This window comes from Rhodococcus sp. UYP9 (assembly GCF_040547235.1).
Taxonomy (GTDB): domain Bacteria; phylum Actinomycetota; class Actinomycetes; order Mycobacteriales; family Mycobacteriaceae; genus Rhodococcoides.
Genome location: NZ_JBEPPH010000002.1, coordinates 473,283 through 495,551, shown reverse-complemented (window position 1 = coordinate 495,551; position 22,269 = coordinate 473,283). Strand labels below are relative to the sequence as shown.

Here is a 22,269-nt window from a genome sequence, read left to right as displayed (position 1 = left end):
GAGTAGCCATGGGGTGTTCGATGAAATCCGAAAGTTCACCTCATGGTCAGACTCTCGATGATGGAAAATCTTCCAATCGGCCATTTGCCCGACCATCATCGAGTCATGGCGCCCACAATCGAAGCGTGGCAGTGGCAATTGGACGCGGCCTGCCGCGGCACCAGCTCGGAGGTCTTCTTTTCACCCTCAGGTGAAGGACGGACCGCGAGACGAGTGCGCGAAGAACAGGCGAAAGCCCTGTGTGCGGAGTGCCCCGTCCTCACCCAATGCCGACTTTTCGCTCTCTCGTCCAACGAACCCTTCGGCGTATGGGGCGGGACAACGGCCCGTGAACGTGCACTCGAGCGTGCCCGGGCGCAAAGGGCCGGATAGAGCACATCTGCAGCTCTCGAACAGCCCGGTAGAGCACAATGGTGATGTGAGCTCACCAGAGGAACCGCAGCGTTGGACCTATCTGATGGACATGGACGGCGTCCTCGTGCACGAGGACCACCTCATTCCCGGTGCCGACGCGTTCGTTGCCGAACTGCAGTCGAACGACATCCCGTTCGTCGTGCTGACGAACAATTCGATCCGAACTCCCCGGGATTTGCGGGCCCGTCTGGAAAGAACCGGACTGGACATTCCGGAGAAGGCGATCTGGACTTCCGCGCTGGCCACCGCGAACTTTCTCGGTAATCAGCGACCGGGCGGAAGCGCATACGTCGTCGGCGAATCCGGTTTGACGACGGCACTGCACGACATCGGTTACGTCCTCACCGACTCCAATCCCGATTACGTGGTGCTCGGTGAAACCCGGACCTACTCCTTCGAAGCGATCACTACCGCAATCCGCCTGGTCGAGAAGGGCGCACGCTTCATCGCGACCAATCCAGACGCCACCGGCCCATCTCGCGACGGTTCACTGCCCGCCACCGGATCCGTCGCCGCACTCATCACCAAGGCGACCGGGAAAGAGCCCTACTACGTGGGTAAGCCGAATGCGCTGATGATGAGGTCTGCGCTCCGAAAGATCGGCGGCCATTCCGAGAGCACCCTCATGATCGGCGACCGCATGGACACCGACATCGTGTCCGGACTCGAAGCGGGGCTGCAGACCATCCTGGTGTTGACGGGCATTTCGACGGCGGCGTCGGTGGAGCAGTACCCGTTCCGCCCGACCAAGGTCATCAACTCGGTGGCAGATCTGGTCGGTCGCACCCAGACTCCCTTCTGATGGACCGAGCTATCCCGGACCATTCCGCCGACCTGAACAGTGGCACGTTCGTGTTGTCCCGCAGCGACTACAGCGTCGAAGCCAGGGGAACCGATCGTTGCTATCCGTCCGTCCAGGACGCTGTCGACGCTGTCCGCGCTGGGCACTCCGTCGTCGGGGCGCTACCGTTCGATGTCGCCGACCCAGCGGCACTGGTCGAGCCGCTCGAACTGATCCGGCGGCAGTGTCCGTGGCAGCCATCGGGGACCGTGGTTCCACTGCCGAGCGTGCACATCGGTGGGCAGATCCCGTCCTCGGCGGTGCACGTCGAGCGAGTACGGGCGCTCGTGGATGCGTTGCGAGCAGGCGAGGCGCAGAAAGTGGTGCTGGCGCGGTCACTGCAACTGCATGCGGATGGACCGATCCCCCCACTCTCGCTTCTCGACGCGTTGGTGCGTGCAGATCGACTCGGCAACGGTTTCGCCGTCGACCTGTCCGCGGCAGGCGGCGACTTCTTGGGTAAATACCTGGTCGGTTCCAGCCCCGAACTGCTGGTACGACGCCACGGCACCACGGTCACCTGTCACCCGTTCGCCGGTACCGCAGCGCGTAGCGAAGATCCCCGGATGGACGCGGAGATCGCAGCACGATTACAGGCGAGTACGAAAGACCAAGCCGAACACCGTTTCGTGGTCGAGGAAATTCGAGCGGCGTTGGAGCCGCTCTGCGCAGAGCTCGATATCCCAGAGTGGCCGCAGCTCAGTAGCACTCCGCAGCTATGGCATCTCAGTACACCGATCACCGGCGTTCTCCGAGACGAAGCAACAACCGCGCTCGAGGTAGCACTCGCCCTGCATCCGACCGCCGCCGTCGCCGGAGTTCCACGCGCAGCGGCCATGGAGGCGATCGCACGCATCGAAGGAAAACGCGGCTTCTACGCCGGCACGGTCGGCTGGACGGACGGCGCCGGAAACGGCGAATGGATGGTCGCAATCCGAGGCCTCGAGCTTGCGGCAGGCGGACTCTCGGCCGTCGCAACAGCCGGCGGCGGGATCGTCGAAGCTTCCGATCCCGACGCCGAACTTGCCGAAACGACTGCAAAGTTCCGGACGATTCTCTCTGCCCTGGGCCTCTAGCCGAACCGACAGTGCGTGCGGACGAGCAGTCAGTTCAGCGCCTGCTCCAGATCTGCGATCAGGTCCACGGTGTCTTCCAGCCCGATCGAGATACGCACCACGCCGTCGGTAATGCCAACCGAGGCACGACCTTCCGGGCCCATAGCGCGGTGAGTGGTGGTTGCCGGATGAGTGATGAGCGATTTCGCGTCGCCGAGATTGTTCGAGATGTCGACGATCCGTAGCGCGTCGAGGAATTCGAATGCTCGCTTCTTCCCCTCGCCCTCGGCCGCGTCGAGCTCGAACGTGATGACGGTGCCGCCGCCGCTCATCTGGGACTTCGCCAGTTCGTACTGAGGGTGCGATTCGAGATAGGGGTACTTGACCCACGACACCGCCGAATGCCCTTCGAGGAACCGCGCGATCTCCAGCGCAGCCTGGGTGGAGTGCCGCACTCGCACCGGCATCGTCTCGAGCCCCTTGAGCAAAGTCCACGCATTGAACGGACTCAGCGCAGGGCCGGTGTGGCGCATCAGATTCTTCACCGGTCCGTCGATGTACTCGGCCGACCCGAGGATCGCGCCGCCGAGAACTCGGCCCTGACCGTCTATGTGTTTGGTGCCCGAATAGACCACGACGTCAGCACCCAGATCGAGACTCTTCTGCAACAACGGAGTCGCAAAGACGTTGTCCAACACCACAGTTGCGCCCGCAGCGTGCGCAAGCTCGGATACCCGCACGACATCGACGAGAGACTGCATCGGATTCGACGGCGTCTCGAAGAACACGGCAGTCGTCGGAACCGACAGTGCTTCTTCCCACTGATCGTTGTCATCGCCGTCGACGAAGACGGTTTCCACGCCCCACCGCGGCAGAATTTCGTTGCACACCACGAAGCACGATCCGAACAGACTGCGCGCCGCTACCAGTCGGTCGCCTGCTTTCAACAACGCTCCGAGCGCGGTGAACACCGCCGACATCCCGCTCGAAGTACCGAAGCACGCCTCAGCGCCCTCGATCAGACGCAGTCGCTCCTCGAACATCTTCACGGTCGGGTTGCCGTAGCGCGAGTAGACGAAATGATCGATCTCGCCCGTGAATGCCTGCTCGGCTGCACCGGCACTTTCATAGACGAATCCGGAAGACAGGTACAGCGCCTCGGAGTTCTCGTCGAAGCCCGAGCGCATCAACCCACCGCGGACCCCCAAAGTTCCCTGACCGACACCCGTGGGCAACGGCTTCTCGAAGCCGCCCCCCTTCGGGATACTCGAGCCCTGCCCGCCACTCATCCGATTCCCTGTTTCGCTCACGACTGTCTCCAAGGCAAGCCTGCCGCACGCCACCCTGTCGCGCCGCGATGGCCTTCGGCGTCGGTTGCGCCCTCGAACCCGTCGAGAACGTTGTACGACGGGCCGATACCGGCAGCAGTTGCGGCGATGGCAGCCCCGATGGATCGCTGCCCGGATCGGCACAGGAACACCACTGGACGGGAGCCGTCGACACCGGATTCTTTCAACTGTTCGACGAAGCGCTCGTTGCGCGCACCATCCGGGTAGCTGACCCACTCGATGAGATGCGTCGGCCGCTCGATCGTCGAGGTGTCCGGCACGCCGACATATTGCCATTCCGCGTGGGTACGCACATCCACCAATACCGCATCGGGATCGGCGCGAAGCAGCTCCCAGGCTGCTCGAGGGGTTATGTCACCTGCATAAGTCACGGGTCAAGCCTTCCATTTTCGATGGATTCGACATCTTTCATACGTTGCACACCAGCCATTGATCGCCGGAGCGAACGAACTTCCACACTTCGTCGGCCGTGGCTCCGGACTTCGCTTCCTTCGTCGGCACCGTCGCGACGCCCCGGTCACCGTTGACCTGGTAGTCGGTAGGTACGCCGTCGACCGTGGTCTTGCCGTTCTCCTGAACGTATTCGGCCCGGTCGGATCGGTACTGGTCGTCAGTGCCGCTGATCAGCTTCGCGACCTGGTCCGGACACGTCGCCGATCGCAGGAGCTCGGCATCGCCGTTGTTCTGCGCGTCGACGAAATCGGTGATGCTGTCCGTCATCAACTGGGCCTGGGTGATGTTCTTCTCCGCAGGTGCAAACTTGGCGGAGAGAAAAATAGCAGCAAGAATCGCAACCACTATCCCGGCTGCAAGCACGAACGGCCAGGCCGACGCCGGACGACGCCCACCTGCCTCGGTTGCCGCTTCGGAGGCGTTGTTCTGCGCTTCCTCACGAGAATCGGCCCACTGTTGTCTTCGTTCACGCCACGACGCCATACGACCAATCTTCCTTGTCTTTACGCGCCGAGGTTCGGCCGGGGTTGTCCTGTTGCGGGGCCGATCGGAATGTCGCCGCGCAGGGTGATGCGGTGCATCACTCGACGCTCGGCGCCGTAGTCGCGATTTGCATAGTGAGAGGTGCTGCGGTTGTCCCACAACACGATGTCGCCGAGACGCCAGCGGTGGCGGACCACATGCTCGGGCTTCGTGAGGTGCGCATAGAGAAGGTCGAGAATTCCGCGACTCTCGGCCTCGGACACACCGACGATATGGGAGGTGAATCCCGGATTGACGAAGATGCCCTTACGCCCGGTCTCGGGGTGCACCCGAACTACCGGATGCTCGACGGGTACCAGCGCCGTCACTTCCTTACCGTCCCAGATATTGCCCTTGCCGCCGCGATTCTGAGCAAGGTAGTAACCGAACTCGCGGTTGCCGTCGTGGACAGCAGTCAACTGATCGATCATCTGCTGCACCGGCGCCGAGAGCGACTCGTATGCAAGCTGACTGTCGGCCCAATTCGTGTCCCCGCCATGCGGAGGTAGTACGACGGATCGCAGAATCGAACCCATCGGCGGACGAGCCATGAACGTCACGTCGGTATGCCAGACATCGGCGAACCCGTTGTCCGCACTGTCGAGGGCATAGACCTCTTCTGCGATGTCACCGCTGTGGTGGACCGGGTGCCCGGCAGTCAACTCGCCGAGCCGGCGACCGAAATCGATCTGGCCCGAGTCGTCGAGCGATTGCCCGCGCAGCACCAGCACCTTGTGCTCGACGAGTGCCTGGCGGACCGCCAGCACCTCGGCGTCGGAAGCCGACGCAATATCGAGTCCGATCACTTCGGCGCCGAAACGCGGACCGAGCTTGTCGAGAGTGAGGGAGACGGCCGTATCGATGGTGGTCATGACTTCCTTGTCTCCTACGCTGCGGAGTCTTCTACGCTGCGGACCGCGTCATCGGCGGACCCAGCGCGGCTCTGACCTGGCGGATGTCTTCCTGCAGTCTCTCACGCATCAGCGAGCGTGGGAGAGCAGCGACAAATCCCGGGCGGAGCCGACATGGGCGCGGGATATTCGAACGAAAAAGGGAATGGCCGAAAGGCTCACGAGTCGGGTGTGGTCACCGACAGCACATATTGGTGCAGACACGACAGAAGTCGACGGCTATCCGCCGGACCAGAAATGTCGTGTGCACAGTGCAATTCCTACCTGGAACTGGGCAATAGCGCAATTTCATGGATTCGTGCCGCTCACAGCGCAGTGATGAGGACCACCGACCCAGCGAAGTGATGCCTAATTTATGCTGGGGTATCCGTACTTCCCTCGACGAAGGTAGTTCGCTGCACATGACTGATCAGACCCGTCCACTTCGCGTCGCCATCGTCGGCGCCGGACCGGCAGGCATCTACGCCGCCGACGCACTCATGAAGTCCGACTACAACATCGCCGGCCGCGGCGTCAGCGTCGACCTGTTCGAACGCATGCCCGCCCCCTTCGGACTCATCCGCTACGGCGTCGCACCAGACCACCCCCGCATCAAAGGCATCATCACCGCCCTACACAAAGTCCTCGACAAACCACAAGTACGCCTCCTCGGCAACATCGACTACGGCACCGACATCACCTTGGGCGACATGCGCCGCTTCTACGACGCCGTCATCTTCTCCACCGGCGCCAACGCCGACCGCGACCTCAACATCCCCGGCATCGACCTCGACGGCAGCTACGGCGCCGCCGACTTCGTCTCCTGGTACGACGGCCACCCCGACGTCCCCCGCACCTGGCCCCTCACGGCCGAAAAAGTCGCCGTACTCGGCGTCGGCAACGTCGCCCTCGACGTCGCCCGCGTCCTCGCCAAAACCGGCGACGAACTCCTCCCCACCGAAATCCCCGCCAACGTCTACGCCGGCCTCAAAACCAACAAAGCCATCGAAGTCCACGTCTTCGGACGCCGCGGACCCGCACAAGCCAAATTCACCCCCCTCGAACTCCGCGAACTCGACCACTCCACCAACATCGAAGTCATCGTCGCCCCCGAAGACATCGACTACGACGAAGGCTCCGAAGCCGCACGCCGCGGATCCAAGCAGGTCGACATGGTCGCCAACACCCTCCAAGACTGGGCCATCCGCGACGTCGGCAACCGCCCCCACAAACTGTTCCTGCACTTCTTCGAATCCCCCACCGAAATCCTCGGCGACAACGGCAAAGTCATCGGCCTACGCACCGAACGCACCGCACTCGACGGCACCGGCAACGTCAAAGGCACCGGCAAATACAACGACTGGGACGTCCAAGCGGTCTACCGCGCCGTCGGATACCTCTCCAAAAACATCGCCCAACTCCCCTTCGACGACCAAGCCGGCACCATCCCCAACGAAGCAGGCCGCGTCCTCGAATCGGCATCCTCGCACAGTGCAGTACCGGCGACCTACGTCACCGGCTGGATCAAACGCGGACCCGTCGGCCTCATCGGCCACACCAAAGGCGACGCCAACGAAACCGTCGCCAACCTCCTCGAGGACGCACCGAACTTCACCGCTGCCCCCGAACCCACCGAGCAGGCCGTCACCGACTTCCTCGAGAGCAAGAAAGTCCCCTTCACCACCTGGGACGGCTGGTACCGCCTCGACGCCCACGAACGCAGCCTCGGCGAAACAGAAGGCCGCGAACGCGTCAAGGTCGTCGAGCGTGAGGACATGCTGAAGGCGTCCGAGCCGGACAAGGCCTAGCGGCATGTGAGTGGAAATACGCCTGAAGGACGTATTTCCACTCACATGCGCGCAGCCTCTATATCTGAACTGCCAGCAGTTTTCCTGCCGTCTCCACCTTGCGCTGATGTTCGTTGAAGTCGGGTGCGGCGCAGACGAACAATGTGCGGCCGTCGTCCCCACCGAGTCCGCATGCGAAGACACCGGTATCGAAGTCGAGCTGATCGATGATGCCTTTGCCGTGCGCGAGGTGAACCACACGTTGCCCGAGCGCGTCGGCTACCCACAGCGTTCCGTCGGTGTCGATACAGCACCCGTCGGCGGCTACGACCAGCTGCCCGAGTGCGGCAGTCACGTCGCCCATGTCGGGGAGTTCGGCGAACTTCACCCAGTCACGCCGCTCCCCGAGCGATCCATCGGGATGAACCGCGAACGCACTCACGCGGTTGCCTATCGTCTCGTCGACGAGCAGTTCCCCGTCCTCCGTCATGGCCATCCCGTTGGGAAAGTACAGGTCTTTCGCTGCGACGTGGACGGAGCCATCGGGATCGACCCGCAGTAGATTCGCCGTCGCGGGCGTCGCGAGGTTCATCAAATCGAAGCCGAAGTTACCGACATACGCACGGCCGCCGGCGTCGACCAGCATGTCGTTGAGGTTGGCGCCGACGTACGAAGACAGATCGGCATGCACGACGAGGCTTCCGTCGTCCTCACGCCGCAGAATCTTCTGATCGCGCATCGACACCACGAGCAACCTGCCGTCGGGAAGCCACCCCAGCCCGGACGGCTGCTGCGGGACCTCTGCCTCGATGCGGGCATCGGAGCCGTCCGCCTCGGCAGAGATCACCTGCTGGCTGTAGAAGTCCGATACCCAGATACGGCCGGAGTGCCAGCGCGGACACTCCAAGTACGTGTAGTTCTCGAGGACAACTGTGACTTCAGGTTTCATGAACGCCATCGAAACACACACCTGTCATGCTGTGAGGCGTGTTCGACGCTCACTTTCACATCATCGATCCCGCCTACCCCCTTGTCGAAAACAACGGATTCGTCCCGGAGCCGTTCACCATCGCCGACTACACGGCCCGAATCGACGGACTCGGCATCACCGGTGGTGCCGTGGTCAGCGCATCGTTTCAGGGCAGCGATCAGACCTTCATGGTTGCCGCACTGGCTGCGTTGGGCCGCGGCTGGGTCGGGGTGATTCAACTCTCGCCCGACGCCACCGACGAGGACATCCTCGCGCTCGACGATGCCGGAGTACGTGCTCTACGGTTGAATCTCCGGCGCGGCGCTACCGACATACAAACCCTGACCACGCAGGCGCGGCGCGCATTCGACCTCGTCGGATGGCCTGCCGAACTTTACGTCGATGCGTCCATGCTTCTCTCGCTCGAACCGATTCTGGCGAAGCTGCCCGCTGTCAGTATCGACCACCTCGGCATGTCGTCCAAAGGCTTGTCGTACCTGCTCAACCTGGTGGACCGAGGAGTGCGCGTCAAAGCAACAGGCTTCGGCAGAGTGGATCTCGACATCGTGGAGACCATGCGTCGGATTCACGATGTCGATCCGACGGCGCTGATGTTCGGAACCGATCTGCCCGGCACGCGCGCACCGCGCCCGTTCCTCGAATCCGATCTGAACCTCATCGCCGAAGCGGTCGGTGGCGACCTACCCGCAGTTCTCGACGGCAACGCGCGCGCCTGGTATCGCGTCACCTGACCGACACTTCAGAATGCGAAGACGGCGGAAAGCCAGACCGCGCTTGCCAGCAGGGCGCCCAACAGTTCGACGAGTATCGACAACCCCGCAGCTTTGGTTGCATGGATCGTGGATTGCCATGCGGCGGAATGACTTCGATGCCGAGGAAGCTCGGCGGCATAGACGCCGAGCACGAATCCGACGAACAGCCCGACCACCGGGATGACGAAAAAGCCGACGATGCCGAGCAATCCACCGAGGATCAACGAGCGCGTGGGAACACCGGCGTCGCGCATCCGCCTCCCGGGCCAGGTGTACTTGACGACACCGCTGACCACGAGCAAGACCGTCGCGATACCGAACGCCGTCCACGCTGCGCTACCGCCGGTCAACAGCGCCCACAGCCCGATCGCCGCGAAGATCAGGATCGTTCCGGGCAGGATCGGAACGACGACTCCGATCAACCCCACTGCAATAACCAGTCCCACGAGTACTTCCGCGTAGCCGCTCACGTGACCGGGTGAACCTTTCCTGCGGCTTCGACGGCCCTGGACCGGGCGGTGGCTATGTCCGCGGCTGTCGACACCGCAACACCTATCCGTCTGCGCACGAAGCTCTCCGGCTTGCCGAACAAGCGAAGATCGGTTTCCGGCACGGCCAGCGCGTCCGCGACGCCTTCGAAGCTGATTCCTCTCGCGTCGACTCCGCCGTAGATCACCGCGGATGCGCCGGGCGAAAGGAGCGTCGTGTCCACGGGCAGTCCGAGGATCGCACGGGCGTGCAGTTCGAATTCCGAGAAGCGTTGGGTGCGCAGGGTGACCAGGCCGGTGTCGTGTGGGCGAGGGCTTACCTCGGAGAAGTAGACGTCGTCCCCCTTGACGAACAGTTCGACACCGAAGACTCCGCGCCCCCCGAGCGCAGTGGTGATCCGGTCGGCGACGTCTTTCGCTCGTGCCAGGGCGGTGTCGGACATCGGCTGGGGTTGCCAGGATTCGATATAATCCCCCGCTTCCTGCAGGTGACCGATCGGCTCGCAGAAATCTGTTCCCGCAACCGAACGGACGGTCAGAAGTGTTATCTCGTAGTCGAAATCGACGAACCCTTCCACGATGACGCGACCGAGATCGACGCGGCCACCCTTCAGCGCGTACTCCCATGCCTGTTCGACGTCCTCGGGGCCGTGCACTACCGACTGGCCCTTACCCGAGGAAGACATCACCGGCTTGATCACCGAAGGAAAACCTATGGTGGACAACGACTTACGCACCTCGTCGAGTGAATCCGCGAAAGCGAAAGGCGAAGTGGGTAATTGCAACTCTTCGGCCGCGAGCCGACGGATTCCTTCGCGGTTCATCGTCAGCTGTGTTGCGCGAGCTGTCGGGATGACGACCGTGCGTCCGCGCTGCTCCACCTCGGCAAGAGCATCGGTGGCGATGGCTTCGATCTCGGGAACCACGAAGTCCGGTTGCTGGGCGTCGATCAGGGACAGCAACTGTTCCGGATCGCTCATGTCGATGGTGAAACAGTGGTGGGCTACCTGATGGCCTGGGGCATTGTCGTAACGATCGACGGCAATCACCTCGACGCCGAGGCGCTGGAACGCGATGATGACTTCTTTACCCAGCTCACCTGCTCCGAGCAGCATCACCCGCGTCGCACCCGAGGTAAGAGGTGTGCCGATCCGTCCAGATTCCATTGCCGCGCTCACCTGCCCATTATCCATACCCGGACTACTTTGACGTCCAAGCACAAGTTAACCTCCAGACACCCAGTCGGCCTGCCGAACGAGCCGACCTGATCGGAACGAGGAAATGTGTCGAGTAGCGGTGGACCACTCACGGGGCTTCGCGTCGTAGAACTTGCTGGAATCGGACCGGGGCCGCACGCGGCGCTGCTGTTGGCAGATCTCGGTGCCGACGTCGTCCGAGTGCAACGCGCCGGGCAGATCGCCGAACACGATCAGCAACTCCGTAGCCGAACGATCGTCGAAGCAAACCTCAAGGACCCGGCCGACATCGAGAAAGTCCTCGGCCTGCTCGAGCGTGCCGACGTCCTGATCGAAGGCTTCCGTCCCGGCGTCACCGAGCGACTCGGCCTGGGCCCGGAGGATGTCCTCGCCCGCAACCCACGTCTCGTCTACGGCCGAATGACCGGATGGGGACAGGAAGGTCCGTGGTCCGCGGCCGCCGGCCACGACATCAACTACATCTCCGTCACCGGTGTTCTGAATGCAATCGGGCGCAAGGGTGAGCGCCCGGTGCCACCGTTGAACATGGTCGGTGATTTCGGCGGCGGGTCGATGTTCTTGATCTTCGGCATTCTGGCTGCACTGTTCGAACGCCAGACTTCAGGCAAGGGCCAGGTCGTCGACGCTGCGATGGTCGACGGCACCGCCGCACTCTCACACATGATCTGGGGCCTACGCGGCATCGGCGCCTGGTCGGACGAGCGCGGAGTCAACATGCTCGACACCGGATTTCCCTTTTACGACACCTACGAGACTTCCGACGGAAAGTACATGGCCGTCGGCGCGCTGGAACCGCAGTTCTTCGCCGAGATGCTCACACTGCTGCAGCTGGATCCGGCGACAACTCCAGGCCAAGGTGAGCGTGACCGCTGGCCCGAGATGGCCGAACTTTTCACTGCCACCTTCAAATCCAAGACCCGCGACGAGTGGGCTGCAATTTTCGACGGCACAGACGCGTGCGTGTCCCCGGTCCTGACGTTCGCCGAAGCTCCCGAGCAACGGCATCTGAAAGATCGCGGCACGCTCATCGAGGTCGACGGCGTCACTCAACACCGCCCGGCACCGCGTTTCTCACGTACCCCGAACGGCACCCCGACCGCTCCCCCGACGACCGCAGCAGACGTCGAGACACTCTGGCGCTGAGCCTTTTCGTTCAGAAGACGAGCGCCGGTTGTTGACCCTCGACAGTGGGGGCCAACGCCCGGTACGCCGCCGCAGTGGCCGTGACCGCTGCGGCGAGCTCGGCGGGTTCGCGTGTGTACGGCATCCGAAGGAAGCGCTCGAACGCACCCTCGACGCCGAAACGCGGACCGGCTGCCAGTACCGCCCCGAACGCAGGCGCAGTCGCGGCCAATGCACTCGATACGGGCGCGGGAATCTGCAACCACAGCGACATCCCACCCGTCGAACGCCGGTAACGCCAGCCCGGAAGATGTTCGGCGATAGCATCTTCCAAGACCGTACGACGCTCCCGCAGTTGCGTCCTTCTGGTTTCGAGAATCGCATCCGCGTCCTCGAGTAGAAACCCTGCAGCCAGCTGATCCATGATCGAGGTACCCAGATCGTGCGCGGCCCGCGAGCCCGCGAGCTGACTGATCAACGACGGATTTGCTCTGATCCATCCGATGCGCAGACCACCCCAATACGACTTCGACGCCGAACCGATGGTGACGATATCGGTCCCGGACACCCGACCGAACGACGCGACCGGTGGTGGCGGTGGGCTGTCGAGCCACAGATCCACCATCGTCTCGTCGACGATCAGTGTCATCGACGTGTCGCGGGCGATCCGCGCGAGTTCAGCGCGGCCATCGGCGTCCAAGCACCTTCCCGTCGGATTGTGGAAGTCCAGGATCATGTACGCGACTTTCGCCGCGGTCTGTCTGGCCGCACTGCGGATACCTTCCAGATCCCACGCGTCGTCGTCAGGGCGGATCGGCACCGGGACCGGTCGCGCGCCGATGCGCCGGATCGCCTCGAGCGCGTTGGGGTACGTCGGATGATCGATCAGCACGCGATCACCCGGCGAGGTCAACGTGCCCAACAACAACCCCAGGGCCTGCTGCGCTCCAGAGGTGACCATGATCTGATCGGGGGTGGTCGCGAGGCCCCGCTCGGTGAACCGTCGAGCGATTGCCTCACGTAGCACTGCGAGGCCGATCGGCTCCATGCCGTGCGTGGACAAGTACGTTGGAAGTGCTTGCAGCGCAGAGCCGTACGCCGCCAGCATCGCCTCGGTCGGGGCCGCCATCGCAGCGTGGCTCATGTCCACCACCGGCCCGCTCGACGACTTCGTCTGGAGGAGTATGCCGTTGGGGCGCGCCGCGTCGGGAAGGGCGACCGTGCTGCGCGCGCCCTGCTTGCTGATGAGGTAGCCCTCCTCGCGAAGGACTGCGTACGAAGAGGTGATCGTGGTGCGGCTCAGCTCGAGCGCAGCGGAGAGGTCCCGCTCACTCGGCAGACCCACCCCCAACGGGATCCGCCCGTCGTGAATGAGGAGTCGGACGCCGTCGGCGAGCGCCCGGTACGTCGGCCGGGACGTCCGACGCCTACTGGACCCGTCATCGGCATCGGTGCGCCAGCGTCCTAGATCGCGTGCCAGCGATGTCGCATGGAGAACCCTCGTTGCCATCGCTCGAGTATTCGCCCACTGGCATTCGGAATCAAATCCAACGACCCATCCAGTGGACTGGTTCATACTGGAGGGGTGCCCTACGTACTCTTCGATACCGCTCTCGGGAGGTGTGGCCTGGCCTGGTCCGACGCCGGTATCACCGCCGTCGGATTACCGGAATCGGGCGACGCACTGTCGGAGTATCTGCATGGCTTCGGCGGTGAACCGGCAGTTCCACTGGGTGCGGCCCGAGAGGCCGTCGAACTGATCACTGCACTCCTCGACGGCAAGCGCGTCGATCTTTCTGCAATTCCGGTAGTCCTCGACGTCTCGGAGTTCGACGGTGCGGTCTACAGCGTCACGCGGGCCATACCGCTTCGGTCGACGATGACGTATGGGGCGCTCGCTGCTCGGCTCGGGCAGCCAGGTGCCGCGCAGGCAGTGGGCGGAGCGCTGGGCCGTAACCCGGTTCCGATCATCATCCCGTGCCACCGCGTCCTCGGCGCTGGGCGCGAGGTGGGCGGATTCTCCGCACCGGGCGGGGCGAGCACCAAGGAGAAGATTCTGTCGATCGAGGGTGTTGCGGGGTTCGGGGAGCCGACACTTTTTTGACCGCGCTCGAGCGAGAAGAGTTGCGTGTAAGTGCAGATTCAATAAATGTTCAGGTAATCAATTCCGCAAGTTTCTTATTCATTCGAATTCGATGAATCAATCCGTCGGGCTTGAATTACCACAGGAAAAGAATCCAGCGGTATCTTTCAGGCAGGAATGGAGATCGAATCCGCGGGTAAGTCGGCAGAAGGCGCATTACCTGCCTCGGAACCCGGTGCCGTCGCGTCGCCTTCGCTTCGGCCACCGATGATGAAGGCTCCCGTCTCGGGCATCCAACCGATCGATCCGCGCTCGAACAGGTTGTAGCGCCCGTAACCCGTGGGCGTGGGCTTTTCGTTGCTGATCGGGTAACCCAGCGAGCCGTACGGTCCGCTGTGCTTCAGATAGAAGGCAAGTATCTCCCCGTGCACTTCGTGGGCGCCGCCCTCGGGGAGTGCGAACACCGTCGCATTCCGGTATTCGAGCATTCCTCCGCCACCTGGACCGAGCATGAAATCGCCGACCTGCTCGCCGATCCACGGGTGCTCGTAGGCAAAGCGATCGAATTGATATCCGAAAACTTCGAGACCGCAGTATGTAGTGGGCATCGACCGACCTTCCGTCGCATTAATTGCCCACTATTGTCCCCCCTTTTCAACGTTCCGGGAAGTCGAATCGAAGATATTCGTTTTTCTACCTAGCGAGTCGCTCACTGTTGGATGCCCTGCAGCCCCACCGGGCGATCTCTAGGCAGGCCCAGATTCGGTAGAAGGAACGGGCTCTTCCGGCTCCTGTTCCAACGGTGCCTGACCCGGCGCGGGCACGGGCGGCGCTGCCGGGGGCGGTACGACCGCAGTCTTGACCCAGACGCCAGCGGAGTTGGAGACCGTCCACGTGCCGCTCTCCGTCACGATCTGCAGCACATCGGTGCCCGGCACCCATCCCACCACGTCTCCGGCCGAGACACCGGTGCGGTACACCTCGGTATCCCCGTTCCTGATCACGGCGCTGGGTCCGGTAGCCGACTGGACGACCTGTGCCGTGTAATTGCCCGACGACGATCCGACGGGTGAGGTGAGCGGCTCCTCCGTCGGCGCAGGCGCTATCGGTGGGACGGTCGGTGCTGGCGAGTCCGGCGAGGTAGTGCTCGTCTCTCCGGGGGCGGCCGTTGCGGACGGCGCTGGCGTTGACGGCTCATCAGGTGCCGGCTGGGTCGTCGACGGCTGATCGGTTGTCGACGCTGCACCGGGAGTAGTCGTCGGCGCGGCTTCGCTGGTCCGCTCGGGATCGAGAGACCGACGCTGCGCCCCGGCCATTGCTGGGGTGTTCGCCGGAACTGGATCGTCCCCGGATACGTCCCGCACAATTCCGGTGCTGCTCGCTCTGCCGCACCGGGCCCGTGTGCCTGATGCCGGACGATGGATCACCGTTCCCGCCCAGGCGGATGACACCGCACCGGAGGAGGGGAGCGCAGTATGTACTTCGAGGTTGAAGTCGAAAGCAAGTCCATTTGTATTGGGAAACGGCCCGTAGCCGGCAGTGACCGTGGCCCCTGCGGCAGCCCCTACTGGTGGAGTCACGTTGAACGTCGTGTAGATCTGGTTGTTCATAGTTCTCAGCGCTATTTTGTACGTGTACGGCGCACCGATGTGTGTCCAACTCACAAGGATGTCGTAGAAGCCTGGCTCCTGACAGTCAACGAGCCTGCCGCCGCTGAGAGGGGTATTGATCCTCGGTACGAAGGCCGCCTTCGAACCGAACGCACCGCTCTTCGCAGCTGCCGTGGCGGTGAGGGCGGCACTGGTGCCCGAAACGTCTGCGGTGCTGACGGCCGTCAGGAGCACCAAAGTCAGAACGAGAGGACTGCGGTAAAGAATCTTGGTCGATCCCTGCGCGGGGATAGCCGGTTCGGAATTCGACGCCTCATCACGAACTCGACTGTGCAGGTGAGTGTTCCGTCGTCGCCAGTTCGGCCGAACGGCCGTCGACAGCGCTAGAGCTGCACCGAGTACGCCGGCCGCAGCGACAAACGGGTTCGAGAGCCAGACGAGAACGTAACCCAACCCGTTCACGTGGAAGAAGACTCGGTCTGCGGACGTGATGGCGTACGGCACGAGGTCTGCTTGCTGGTTGGCATCGCCCCGAAGCCGAACTTCTGCGGCGTCACCGGAGCTGGCGTCGATGCCGACCACACGGTGAGTGATTCGAGTACCACCCTCACCGTCGACACTGATCACGTCACCGAGGCGAATATCGGCGGCAGGCACGGAATGCGCGAAGCCGAGTGCGCCGGTCTCGATGGTCGGCGACATGGAACCGGATTGGAAAACGAGTGCCTTGACCCCGAAGATCAGTGACGCCAGGACCGCGAATCCGACAACTGCACCGACGGTCGCGGCAAATATCAGGGCAGTCCTGCGGACGCCCCGCGCCGGGCTCGGACTTGTTCGATTCGCTTGCATACTCATCTCGACCTCACACTGTCGTCGCGGAGAAGTTGAAGGTGACCGCGCTCAGCGTCTGGTTCTGCACCGTGGTCGGTGCCGTCGCGGAAAGTTTGGCAATGACACACAGATCGTCCACGCCGGTGGTCGCGGCAAGATCACGGACAGTGGTGATGACGTTGACCGATGCACCGGCTGCGAGCGTCGCCTGCCCCACCTGCGTACCCGTGCAACCCCCGGTCCGCATCCCGTTGGTCGTGGTGTTGGTGGGCGAGGCGCCCGGGAAGATGGTGATCTGTAGGAATTCCGTGAGCGCTGGACTTCCCGCCGGCGTCGTCGCACTCATGCTGTATTTCAACGGAACCGTGCCCTTGTTCTGAACCTGCAGGGTTGCCGCCCTGCTTTCACCGGGCAACATGCTCGCAAGCGTCAAGCTGGTGAAGTTGTATGGACTGACGTTGTTGATCAGCAAGCTGACGGTTCCGGTGCTGAAGGTTCCGGAGGTGGCCGTCGAATTGTCGGTCCACGCAGCCATCGTGCCGACCGTGCCCAGCCCGAGAACGATGCCGAGAGTGAGAAGGATTCGAGCGCGAGTACTCGTCAGCGATTCCAGCGCACGTCGCACAGGTGATCTATTCGGCGGGTTCATCGTTCACCTCTGGATCGACTCTCGACGTCGGCTGCAGGCCACCCGGGCGCCATGCAACCATCAGCAGCACACCCACAAGCACGCCTCCGGCGAAGACCGCGACCGGCCCGGACAACCAGGTGACGACGTACCCAAGCCTGTTCACACTGAACAGAATTCGATCCGCCTCGCTGACTACGTAAGGCTCGGAATCGACGTCCGTGTTGGCGTCACCCTTGAGTACGAGAGTAGCGCTGTTACCCGTTACGACTTCGATGGATTCGATGCGGTGAGTTACCCGGTCCCCGCTCGCATTCGTCACCGAGACGACGTCACCGACTTCGAGTTCCGTAGCCGGCGTACTTCTCGCAAAAGCAAGCGCGCCGGTGTCGATTGCCGGCGACATCGACCCGGACCGAAACACCAGAGGCGTGATACCGAAAATTGCCGCAGCCAGCGCAATCCCGATGCACACCAGCCCGCTGATAGCGCCGACCGTTAGCAAGATTTCACGCAGAACACGCCGGGCGGCGGTGGACACCTTCGAGGAAGGTCCGTCGATCTCATGTGTCATTGCAGGCTCGCTCATGTCGACGTCGCAGTGAAAGTGAGCGAGATCGTTCCAGTCCGCACCGTTCCCGGCAAGATCGCGCTCGAGGGCATCGTGGCCGAAATGCACAGTGGGTCCGCACCTGGTGTCGCTCCAACCTTTGCCGCCACGTTCGGACGTGTCAGTGGGGTCGTGCCACTGACCACGAACGGCTGTGTGGAGGTAGTGAGACCGGTTCGAGTCCCGAGCACGGTGCCCGTGCATGTTGTACCGGCGTAGGCCTCGAGTACCAGCAATTGCCCGAAGGGTGCGTCCGTCATCGAGGCTCCAATTGTGTAGGTGAACACGACCGAGCCCTGGTTCTGCACGACGAACGACGCGGAAACCGCGTCACCGGGCAGCATTGCGGCCTTCTTCAGTCCCGTCGAGATCGACGCCGGGTTGTTGTCCACCCCGTCGAGCTTGATGTCGATCGTGCCCGTCTCGAATTGCCCGGACGTCGCCACCGAGGTATCCGACCATGCAGCCAGGGTTCCCACTGCACCGAGACCGAGAACGATTCCGATCGACATGATCGCACGAGCCCGAGCACTGACGAGGGCGTGGCCGACACGCCGCATTGCGGCCGACGGGTCGAACCCGTCACTCTTACGCGCGATCACGGCTGAGCCTCTTCCTGTCCATCGACCAGGTTACGTAGCGCCCACCCGACACATACGTCATCGTCTTCTTTGTCCCATTGGACCAGGAGGTCGATACCCGCTGTTGCACTTTGTGTTTCATTACTCGCCTCGACATTCAACTCGAGAGTTGTTTCGACCAGGAGTGTTTCGTGGGCGGGTACGGAAATGTGCGTGCACCTCACTGCCTGATCCCCGCCCTCGACCGACAATGTCAACATCTCTCGGAGGGCAGGGTTCCGACTCTCCACGAACAGAACCAGGCGACCATCGTCGTCCGTGTCGTTCGAGACGTGAAGCTCCGTGCTGCGCCTGTCTCCTGGAACCCACCGAATATCGTTGTCGAACAACGGATCGGAAAGAGTGCGTGTCCACGACTCCGCGTCGCTGCTGTAGCTGACGCTCGGAACGGGCCGGCTCGGGCCGGCGCCGATCAGCAGCACGCACGCCAAGGTGGCGAGCCCGGTGACCCAGCAGACCGACACGTTACGTGTCATGGCGCTCCAGATGCCTTCCGCTTGTTGCGATGCTCCATTCCGGCGCTGCCGAACATGTAGAGCGCATACCCCGCAAGCCCGATCACGATAATCGTCACCGTGATCTTCCGCTGTTCACCGTTGAGCCAATTATTGACGTAGCCCATGTAGGGAATTGCGTACCAGAGTTTGCCGCGAATCTGGCCAACCTGCACCGGATTCTCGTCGTCGGAGCCGTTGTTGTCCCCGCGGGTGATGAAGGTGAGTTCACCTGCACCGCTCTGTCGGATTGCCACAATTCGGTGCGTCACCAACTCCGGCAAGCCCGAGGCAAATTGGTAGGTGATGGGGGTACCGACTCCGAGCTCGTGTGGATCGACCGGCTTCACGACCACCAGGGTGCCCGGCGGATACGCAGGCCGCATCGACGAGGTGAGAATCGTGTACGGGGTCGCCCCCGTGACTCGCGGGAGTACCACTGTCACAGCCAGAATCAACAGCATCGCCGCCAACAATGTGTAGGAAACGATACGGCTGAACCACCACCGAACCCCGCTCTTCTCGTCAGCCTTCTCCGCCGAGACAGTCGGGATGACATCGGTGTCATCGACGGAACTCATGTCTGATCCGCCCTGAACGAAAACGTGACCTGCGAGGTCGCGCTCTGTGGTGGTTCAGAAACCGTCGCCAATCGAAAGCACCACACCTCGTTCGCTGTGGGTGCAAGCAATCTGGCGGCGGGAGCAACAGGAACTTGCGCATTGGATGCCGGTCCGTTGAACAGAACGGTCGTGCTACCGGTAGGCGCACCGCCGTTCACCACGCAGTTGGCTGCTGCAACAACTTTGGTGATGGTCAAGTTGAACGGGATGGGGTTCACCCCACTGACCGAAGTACCTTGCAACCTGTAGTTGAACGGCTGATTACCTGCATTGCGAATCGACAGCGGTGCCTGCGAGAACCCGTTGGGCCTCAAATTAGTCGACCCCAATGCCGCAAGGGTGTAGTTGTTCACCTCGGCACCCGATGGACCCACCTTGATGTCCAAAGTGCCCGAAGTGACCGTTCCACCGGCAACCACTTCCTGATCACGCCACAACGCGCCCGTCGTCTGTGCTGATCCGAAGACCAGCACGACGACGGACGCGGCTGCGAGCGCCCAATAGCGCCTGTGCTTCAACCCGAGACTCGACTACGGAGTCTTTATCCGAGACTGCTCGAGCACGAGAGTGAAGGCTTCGAGGTCCAACTGCTGATTCTGCGCAACCTGGCCTGTGGTCGCACTGTCGAAGGCGAATGTAATGGTGAGGTTCACCGTTTGATCGCCCGACGTGAGTCGAACTTTGTCGCCGTTGGTCGGTAGAGGCGTCGTGTCCGACGTGGCAGCGATACTGACGTCGACAGCATCATCCAGCTCCGCATTGCCTGCGCCCGGGGCGATGTCAGCGATATTGACCGACAGGTCAGCCAACAGGTTGTCACCGTCAGCCAAGATGCCGTAGCTGGCCGAGTAGGTGATGATGTCGCCCGGAACAATTCGGTAAGCCGAAATGTCGGCGATTTCGCCTGCCGGATTCACATCACTTGTCGTCTGAGTCCACACCGGTGCCGTCGCTTGGGTCAAAGACAATTCACCCGATGTGATCGTTCCACCGGCGATATCTTCGCTGTCGTTCCACAGAGCGAAAGATCCCAAACCGCCGAGCAGCAATACAGCTGCGGCACCTGCGGCTACTGCGCCTTTGGTTGCTTTTTTCATATTGTTCTGCTTTCTCTGGTGTGGCCCAGTGAGTAGGCCAGATAGGTGCGACCGGATTGGGTCTATTTGGCCTCGATTGGCCCACGCAACTGGGTGCGGTTTCCAATGTGTCGTCAAGACTAGCCGGTTTGTTACCTAGGTAAACTTAAAAGTCAAAAGAATTGTTTAACTACCCTTTATCAGAAAAAGGTCGCACATCGAGTTTGATCGAATGGCGACAAAAAAGCGTTTACGAATAAGTCCCTCCAAATAGGGAGAATGCTAGACATTCATCGCTGAAAAGAATTAGCTGTCGGTAATTACCTTCAAAGTAAGCCGACGGTCTTTTTCATGTCTTCACGCAGAAATAAAAAATCGGCCCCGGGAACCTGAGTTCCCGGGGCCGATAATCGAATACTGAAAAAAGTCAGCCGAGGATATCCCGACGCACGATGGTTTCATCCCGTCCTGGACCGACGCCGATGCAGGAGATGTATGCCTTGGACAGTTCTTCGAGGCGAAGCACGTAGTTCTGCGCGTTGATCGGCAGATCCTCGAACTTTCGAGCACCGGTGATGTCTTCCGACCATCCGGGCATCTCTTCGTAGATCGGCTTGGCGTGGTGAAAACCGGTCTGAGTCATCGGCATTTCATCGTGACGCACACCGTCGACGTCGTAGGCAACACAGATCGGGACGGTCTCCAGACTCGAGAGCACATCCAGTTTGGTCAGGAAGTAGTCGGTGATGCCGTTCACACGCGTTGCGTAGCGGGCGATGACCGCGTCGAACCACCCGGTGCGACGCGCACGCCCGGTCGTGACACCGACCTCGCCGCCCTGCACTGCGAGGTACTCGCCGAAGTTGTCGAACAGCTCGGTCGGGAAGGGGCCCGATCCGACTCGTGTCGTGTACGCCTTCAAGATACCGAGCACCGTAGTGATCTTGTTGGGGCCGATGCCGGACCCGACCGCTGCGCCGCCTGCCGTCGGATTCGACGACGTCACGTACGGGTAGGTGCCATGGTCGACGTCGAGCAGCGTGCCCTGCGAGCCCTCGAGCAGGATCGTCTCACCGCGTTCGAGGGCAAGGTTGAGTTCGAGTCGCGTATCGGAGATTCGGTGTTTGAAGCCCTCTGCCTGTTCGAGAACCTCGTCGACCACCTGTTGTGGGTCGAGTGCGCGTCGGTTGTAGATTTTCGACAGCACCTGATTCTTGAACTCGAGTGCAGCCTCGACCTTCTGCGTGAGTATCTTCTCGTCGAGCACGTCGGCCGCACGGACGCCGACTCGAGCGAACTTGTCCTGGTAGCAAGGCCCGATACCGCGTCCCGTCGTGCCGATCTTCTTGGCACCGAGAAAGCGTTCGGTTACCTTGTCGATGGCAACGTGGTAAGGCATGATCAGGTGCGCATCGGCACTGAGCAGCAGGCCAGAGGTATCGACGCCGCGCTCTTCGAGCCCTGCCAGTTCGGACAGCAGCACACCGGGGTCGACTACGACGCCGTTGCCGATCACGTTCTTCACGCCCGGCGTCAAGATGCCCGACGGAATCAAGTGCAGAGCGAACTTGTCGCCGCTGGGGAGCACCACCGTGTGGCCCGCGTTGTTGCCGCCTTGATAGCGAACGACCCACTGAAGTCGCTCGCCGAACAAATCGGTCGCTTTGCCTTTGCCCTCGTCGCCCCATTGGGCGCCGATCAGGACTATCGCCGGCATGTGCTCTCCTGGTGGTTTTTGGTGCAGTGACTTCTTGTGCAGTGGTGGCTGTTGCAGCGTGCTGCCAAGCTC

General features: G+C 62.1%; 25 protein-coding genes. 7 read left to right on the top strand and 18 right to left on the bottom strand.

The features are described from left to right. Positions 1-42 precede the first annotated feature (42 nt). The 3 genes from ABIB36_RS08690 (at position 43) to ABIB36_RS08680 (ending at position 2,331) form a co-directional block, all read left to right on the top strand. Positions 43-372, top strand: a complete 330-nt coding sequence (locus tag ABIB36_RS08690; protein WP_502950150.1) for a WhiB family transcriptional regulator — start codon at positions 43-45, stop codon at positions 370-372. Between the two features lie 85 nt (positions 373-457). After that, the gene (locus ABIB36_RS08685) at positions 458-1,216 is read left to right on the top strand and encodes an HAD-IIA family hydrolase (protein WP_373270526.1); all 759 of its coding nucleotides are present in this window, start codon (positions 458-460) and stop codon (positions 1,214-1,216) included. Then, positions 1,216-2,331: an isochorismate synthase gene (locus ABIB36_RS08680; protein ID WP_354563181.1), complete on the top strand. Its 1,116-nt coding sequence runs from the start codon at positions 1,216-1,218 to the stop codon at positions 2,329-2,331. The genes ABIB36_RS08685 and ABIB36_RS08680 overlap by 1 nt, the downstream gene beginning before the upstream one ends. A gap of 29 nt (positions 2,332-2,360) precedes the next feature. Here the strand turns inward: ABIB36_RS08680 and ABIB36_RS08675 are convergent, their stop codons facing one another. From ABIB36_RS08675 to ABIB36_RS08660, 4 genes are read right to left on the bottom strand one after another with little or no spacing between them, the layout of a single operon-like run. Then, a complete protein-coding gene (locus ABIB36_RS08675) occupies positions 2,361-3,599 on the bottom strand; it encodes an O-succinylhomoserine sulfhydrylase (RefSeq protein WP_084346324.1) in 1,239 nt (412 codons plus the stop codon). 17 nt (positions 3,600-3,616) lie between these two features. Beyond that, on the bottom strand, positions 3,617-4,030 hold the full coding sequence (locus ABIB36_RS08670) for a rhodanese-like domain-containing protein (protein ID WP_354563183.1): 414 nt from the start codon (positions 4,028-4,030) through the stop codon (positions 3,617-3,619). Positions 4,031-4,067: 37 nt separating this feature from the next. Further along, the gene (locus tag ABIB36_RS08665; RefSeq protein ID WP_084346326.1) at positions 4,068-4,595 is read right to left on the bottom strand and encodes an Rv0361 family membrane protein; all 528 of its coding nucleotides are present in this window, start codon (positions 4,593-4,595) and stop codon (positions 4,068-4,070) included. A gap of 20 nt (positions 4,596-4,615) precedes the next feature. After that, positions 4,616-5,506 (bottom strand): TauD/TfdA dioxygenase family protein, encoded by an 891-nt coding sequence (locus ABIB36_RS08660; protein ID WP_354563186.1) that lies wholly within the window; start codon positions 5,504-5,506, stop codon positions 4,616-4,618. Positions 5,507-5,946: 440 nt separating this feature from the next. Between ABIB36_RS08660 and ABIB36_RS08655 the strand changes: the two genes are divergently transcribed. Beyond that, on the top strand, positions 5,947-7,332 hold the full coding sequence (locus ABIB36_RS08655) for an FAD-dependent oxidoreductase (RefSeq protein ID WP_354571548.1): 1,386 nt from the start codon (positions 5,947-5,949) through the stop codon (positions 7,330-7,332). 58 nt (positions 7,333-7,390) lie between these two features. Here the strand turns inward: ABIB36_RS08655 and ABIB36_RS08650 are convergent, their stop codons facing one another. Further along, positions 7,391-8,260, bottom strand: a complete 870-nt coding sequence (locus ABIB36_RS08650; RefSeq protein WP_502944896.1) for an SMP-30/gluconolactonase/LRE family protein — start codon at positions 8,258-8,260, stop codon at positions 7,391-7,393. Between the two features lie 38 nt (positions 8,261-8,298). Here ABIB36_RS08650 and ABIB36_RS08645 point away from each other — a divergent pair, with 38 nt between their 5' ends. Then, positions 8,299-9,033, top strand: coding sequence for an amidohydrolase family protein (locus tag ABIB36_RS08645; RefSeq protein ID WP_354559741.1), 735 nt, complete (start codon positions 8,299-8,301; stop codon positions 9,031-9,033). 8 nt (positions 9,034-9,041) lie between these two features. On the opposite strand, the gene ABIB36_RS08640 is transcribed toward ABIB36_RS08645, so the two are convergent. Both ABIB36_RS08640 and purT read right to left on the bottom strand, forming a co-directional pair. Beyond that, entirely contained in the window at positions 9,042-9,524 is a 483-nt protein-coding gene (locus tag ABIB36_RS08640) for a DUF456 domain-containing protein (RefSeq protein WP_084345408.1), read from the bottom strand. Beyond that, complete coding sequence (gene purT / locus ABIB36_RS08635; RefSeq protein WP_354559743.1) at positions 9,521-10,708, bottom strand: formate-dependent phosphoribosylglycinamide formyltransferase; 1,188 nt, start codon at positions 10,706-10,708, stop codon at positions 9,521-9,523. The genes ABIB36_RS08640 and purT overlap by 4 nt, the downstream gene beginning before the upstream one ends. A 117-nt stretch (positions 10,709-10,825) precedes the next feature. Between purT and ABIB36_RS08630 the strand changes: the two genes are divergently transcribed. Then, positions 10,826-11,902, top strand: a complete 1,077-nt coding sequence (locus tag ABIB36_RS08630; protein ID WP_084345410.1) for a CaiB/BaiF CoA transferase family protein — start codon at positions 10,826-10,828, stop codon at positions 11,900-11,902. A 10-nt stretch (positions 11,903-11,912) separates the two neighbouring features. On the opposite strand, the gene yczR is transcribed toward ABIB36_RS08630, so the two are convergent. Continuing rightward, positions 11,913-13,391, bottom strand: a complete 1,479-nt coding sequence (gene yczR / locus ABIB36_RS08625; RefSeq protein ID WP_354559745.1) for a MocR-like transcription factor YczR — start codon at positions 13,389-13,391, stop codon at positions 11,913-11,915. A gap of 75 nt (positions 13,392-13,466) precedes the next feature. Here yczR and ABIB36_RS08620 point away from each other — a divergent pair, with 75 nt between their 5' ends. After that, a complete protein-coding gene (locus tag ABIB36_RS08620; protein WP_354559747.1) occupies positions 13,467-13,985 on the top strand; it encodes a methylated-DNA--[protein]-cysteine S-methyltransferase in 519 nt (172 codons plus the stop codon). A 146-nt stretch (positions 13,986-14,131) separates the two neighbouring features. On the opposite strand, the gene ABIB36_RS08615 is transcribed toward ABIB36_RS08620, so the two are convergent. From ABIB36_RS08615 to ABIB36_RS08570, 10 genes are all read right to left on the bottom strand, one after another. Beyond that, positions 14,132-14,572, bottom strand: coding sequence for an LGFP repeat-containing protein (locus ABIB36_RS08615; protein WP_084345412.1), 441 nt, complete (start codon positions 14,570-14,572; stop codon positions 14,132-14,134). 138 nt (positions 14,573-14,710) lie between these two features. Beyond that, positions 14,711-16,432 carry a signal peptidase I gene (locus ABIB36_RS08610; protein WP_354559749.1) on the bottom strand — a complete coding sequence of 574 codons (1,722 nt, stop codon included), beginning with the start codon at positions 16,430-16,432 and terminating at the stop codon, positions 14,711-14,713. 7 nt (positions 16,433-16,439) lie between these two features. Beyond that, positions 16,440-17,057: a SipW-dependent-type signal peptide-containing protein gene (locus ABIB36_RS08605; RefSeq protein WP_143542040.1), complete on the bottom strand. Its 618-nt coding sequence runs from the start codon at positions 17,055-17,057 to the stop codon at positions 16,440-16,442. After that, positions 17,041-17,610: a signal peptidase I gene (locus ABIB36_RS08600; RefSeq protein WP_354559752.1), complete on the bottom strand. Its 570-nt coding sequence runs from the start codon at positions 17,608-17,610 to the stop codon at positions 17,041-17,043. The genes ABIB36_RS08605 and ABIB36_RS08600 overlap by 17 nt, the downstream gene beginning before the upstream one ends. Before the next feature lie 11 nt (positions 17,611-17,621). Continuing rightward, a complete protein-coding gene (locus tag ABIB36_RS08595) occupies positions 17,622-18,248 on the bottom strand; it encodes a TasA family protein (RefSeq protein WP_354559754.1) in 627 nt (208 codons plus the stop codon). Further along, positions 18,245-18,763: a hypothetical protein gene (locus tag ABIB36_RS08590; RefSeq protein WP_084345414.1), complete on the bottom strand. Its 519-nt coding sequence runs from the start codon at positions 18,761-18,763 to the stop codon at positions 18,245-18,247. Before ABIB36_RS08590 ends, ABIB36_RS08595 begins: the two co-directional genes overlap by 4 nt. After that, positions 18,760-19,362 (bottom strand): signal peptidase I, encoded by a 603-nt coding sequence (locus ABIB36_RS08585; protein WP_354559756.1) that lies wholly within the window; start codon positions 19,360-19,362, stop codon positions 18,760-18,762. The genes ABIB36_RS08590 and ABIB36_RS08585 overlap by 4 nt, the downstream gene beginning before the upstream one ends. Beyond that, positions 19,359-19,922 carry a hypothetical protein gene (locus tag ABIB36_RS08580; protein WP_354559758.1) on the bottom strand — a complete coding sequence of 188 codons (564 nt, stop codon included), beginning with the start codon at positions 19,920-19,922 and terminating at the stop codon, positions 19,359-19,361. The genes ABIB36_RS08585 and ABIB36_RS08580 overlap by 4 nt, the downstream gene beginning before the upstream one ends. 12 nt (positions 19,923-19,934) lie before the next feature. Further along, positions 19,935-20,501, bottom strand: a complete 567-nt coding sequence (locus ABIB36_RS08575; protein WP_354559760.1) for an alternate-type signal peptide domain-containing protein — start codon at positions 20,499-20,501, stop codon at positions 19,935-19,937. A 406-nt stretch (positions 20,502-20,907) separates the two neighbouring features. Continuing rightward, positions 20,908-22,197: an adenylosuccinate synthase gene (locus tag ABIB36_RS08570; protein ID WP_084345418.1), complete on the bottom strand. Its 1,290-nt coding sequence runs from the start codon at positions 22,195-22,197 to the stop codon at positions 20,908-20,910. Positions 22,198-22,269 lie beyond the last annotated feature (72 nt).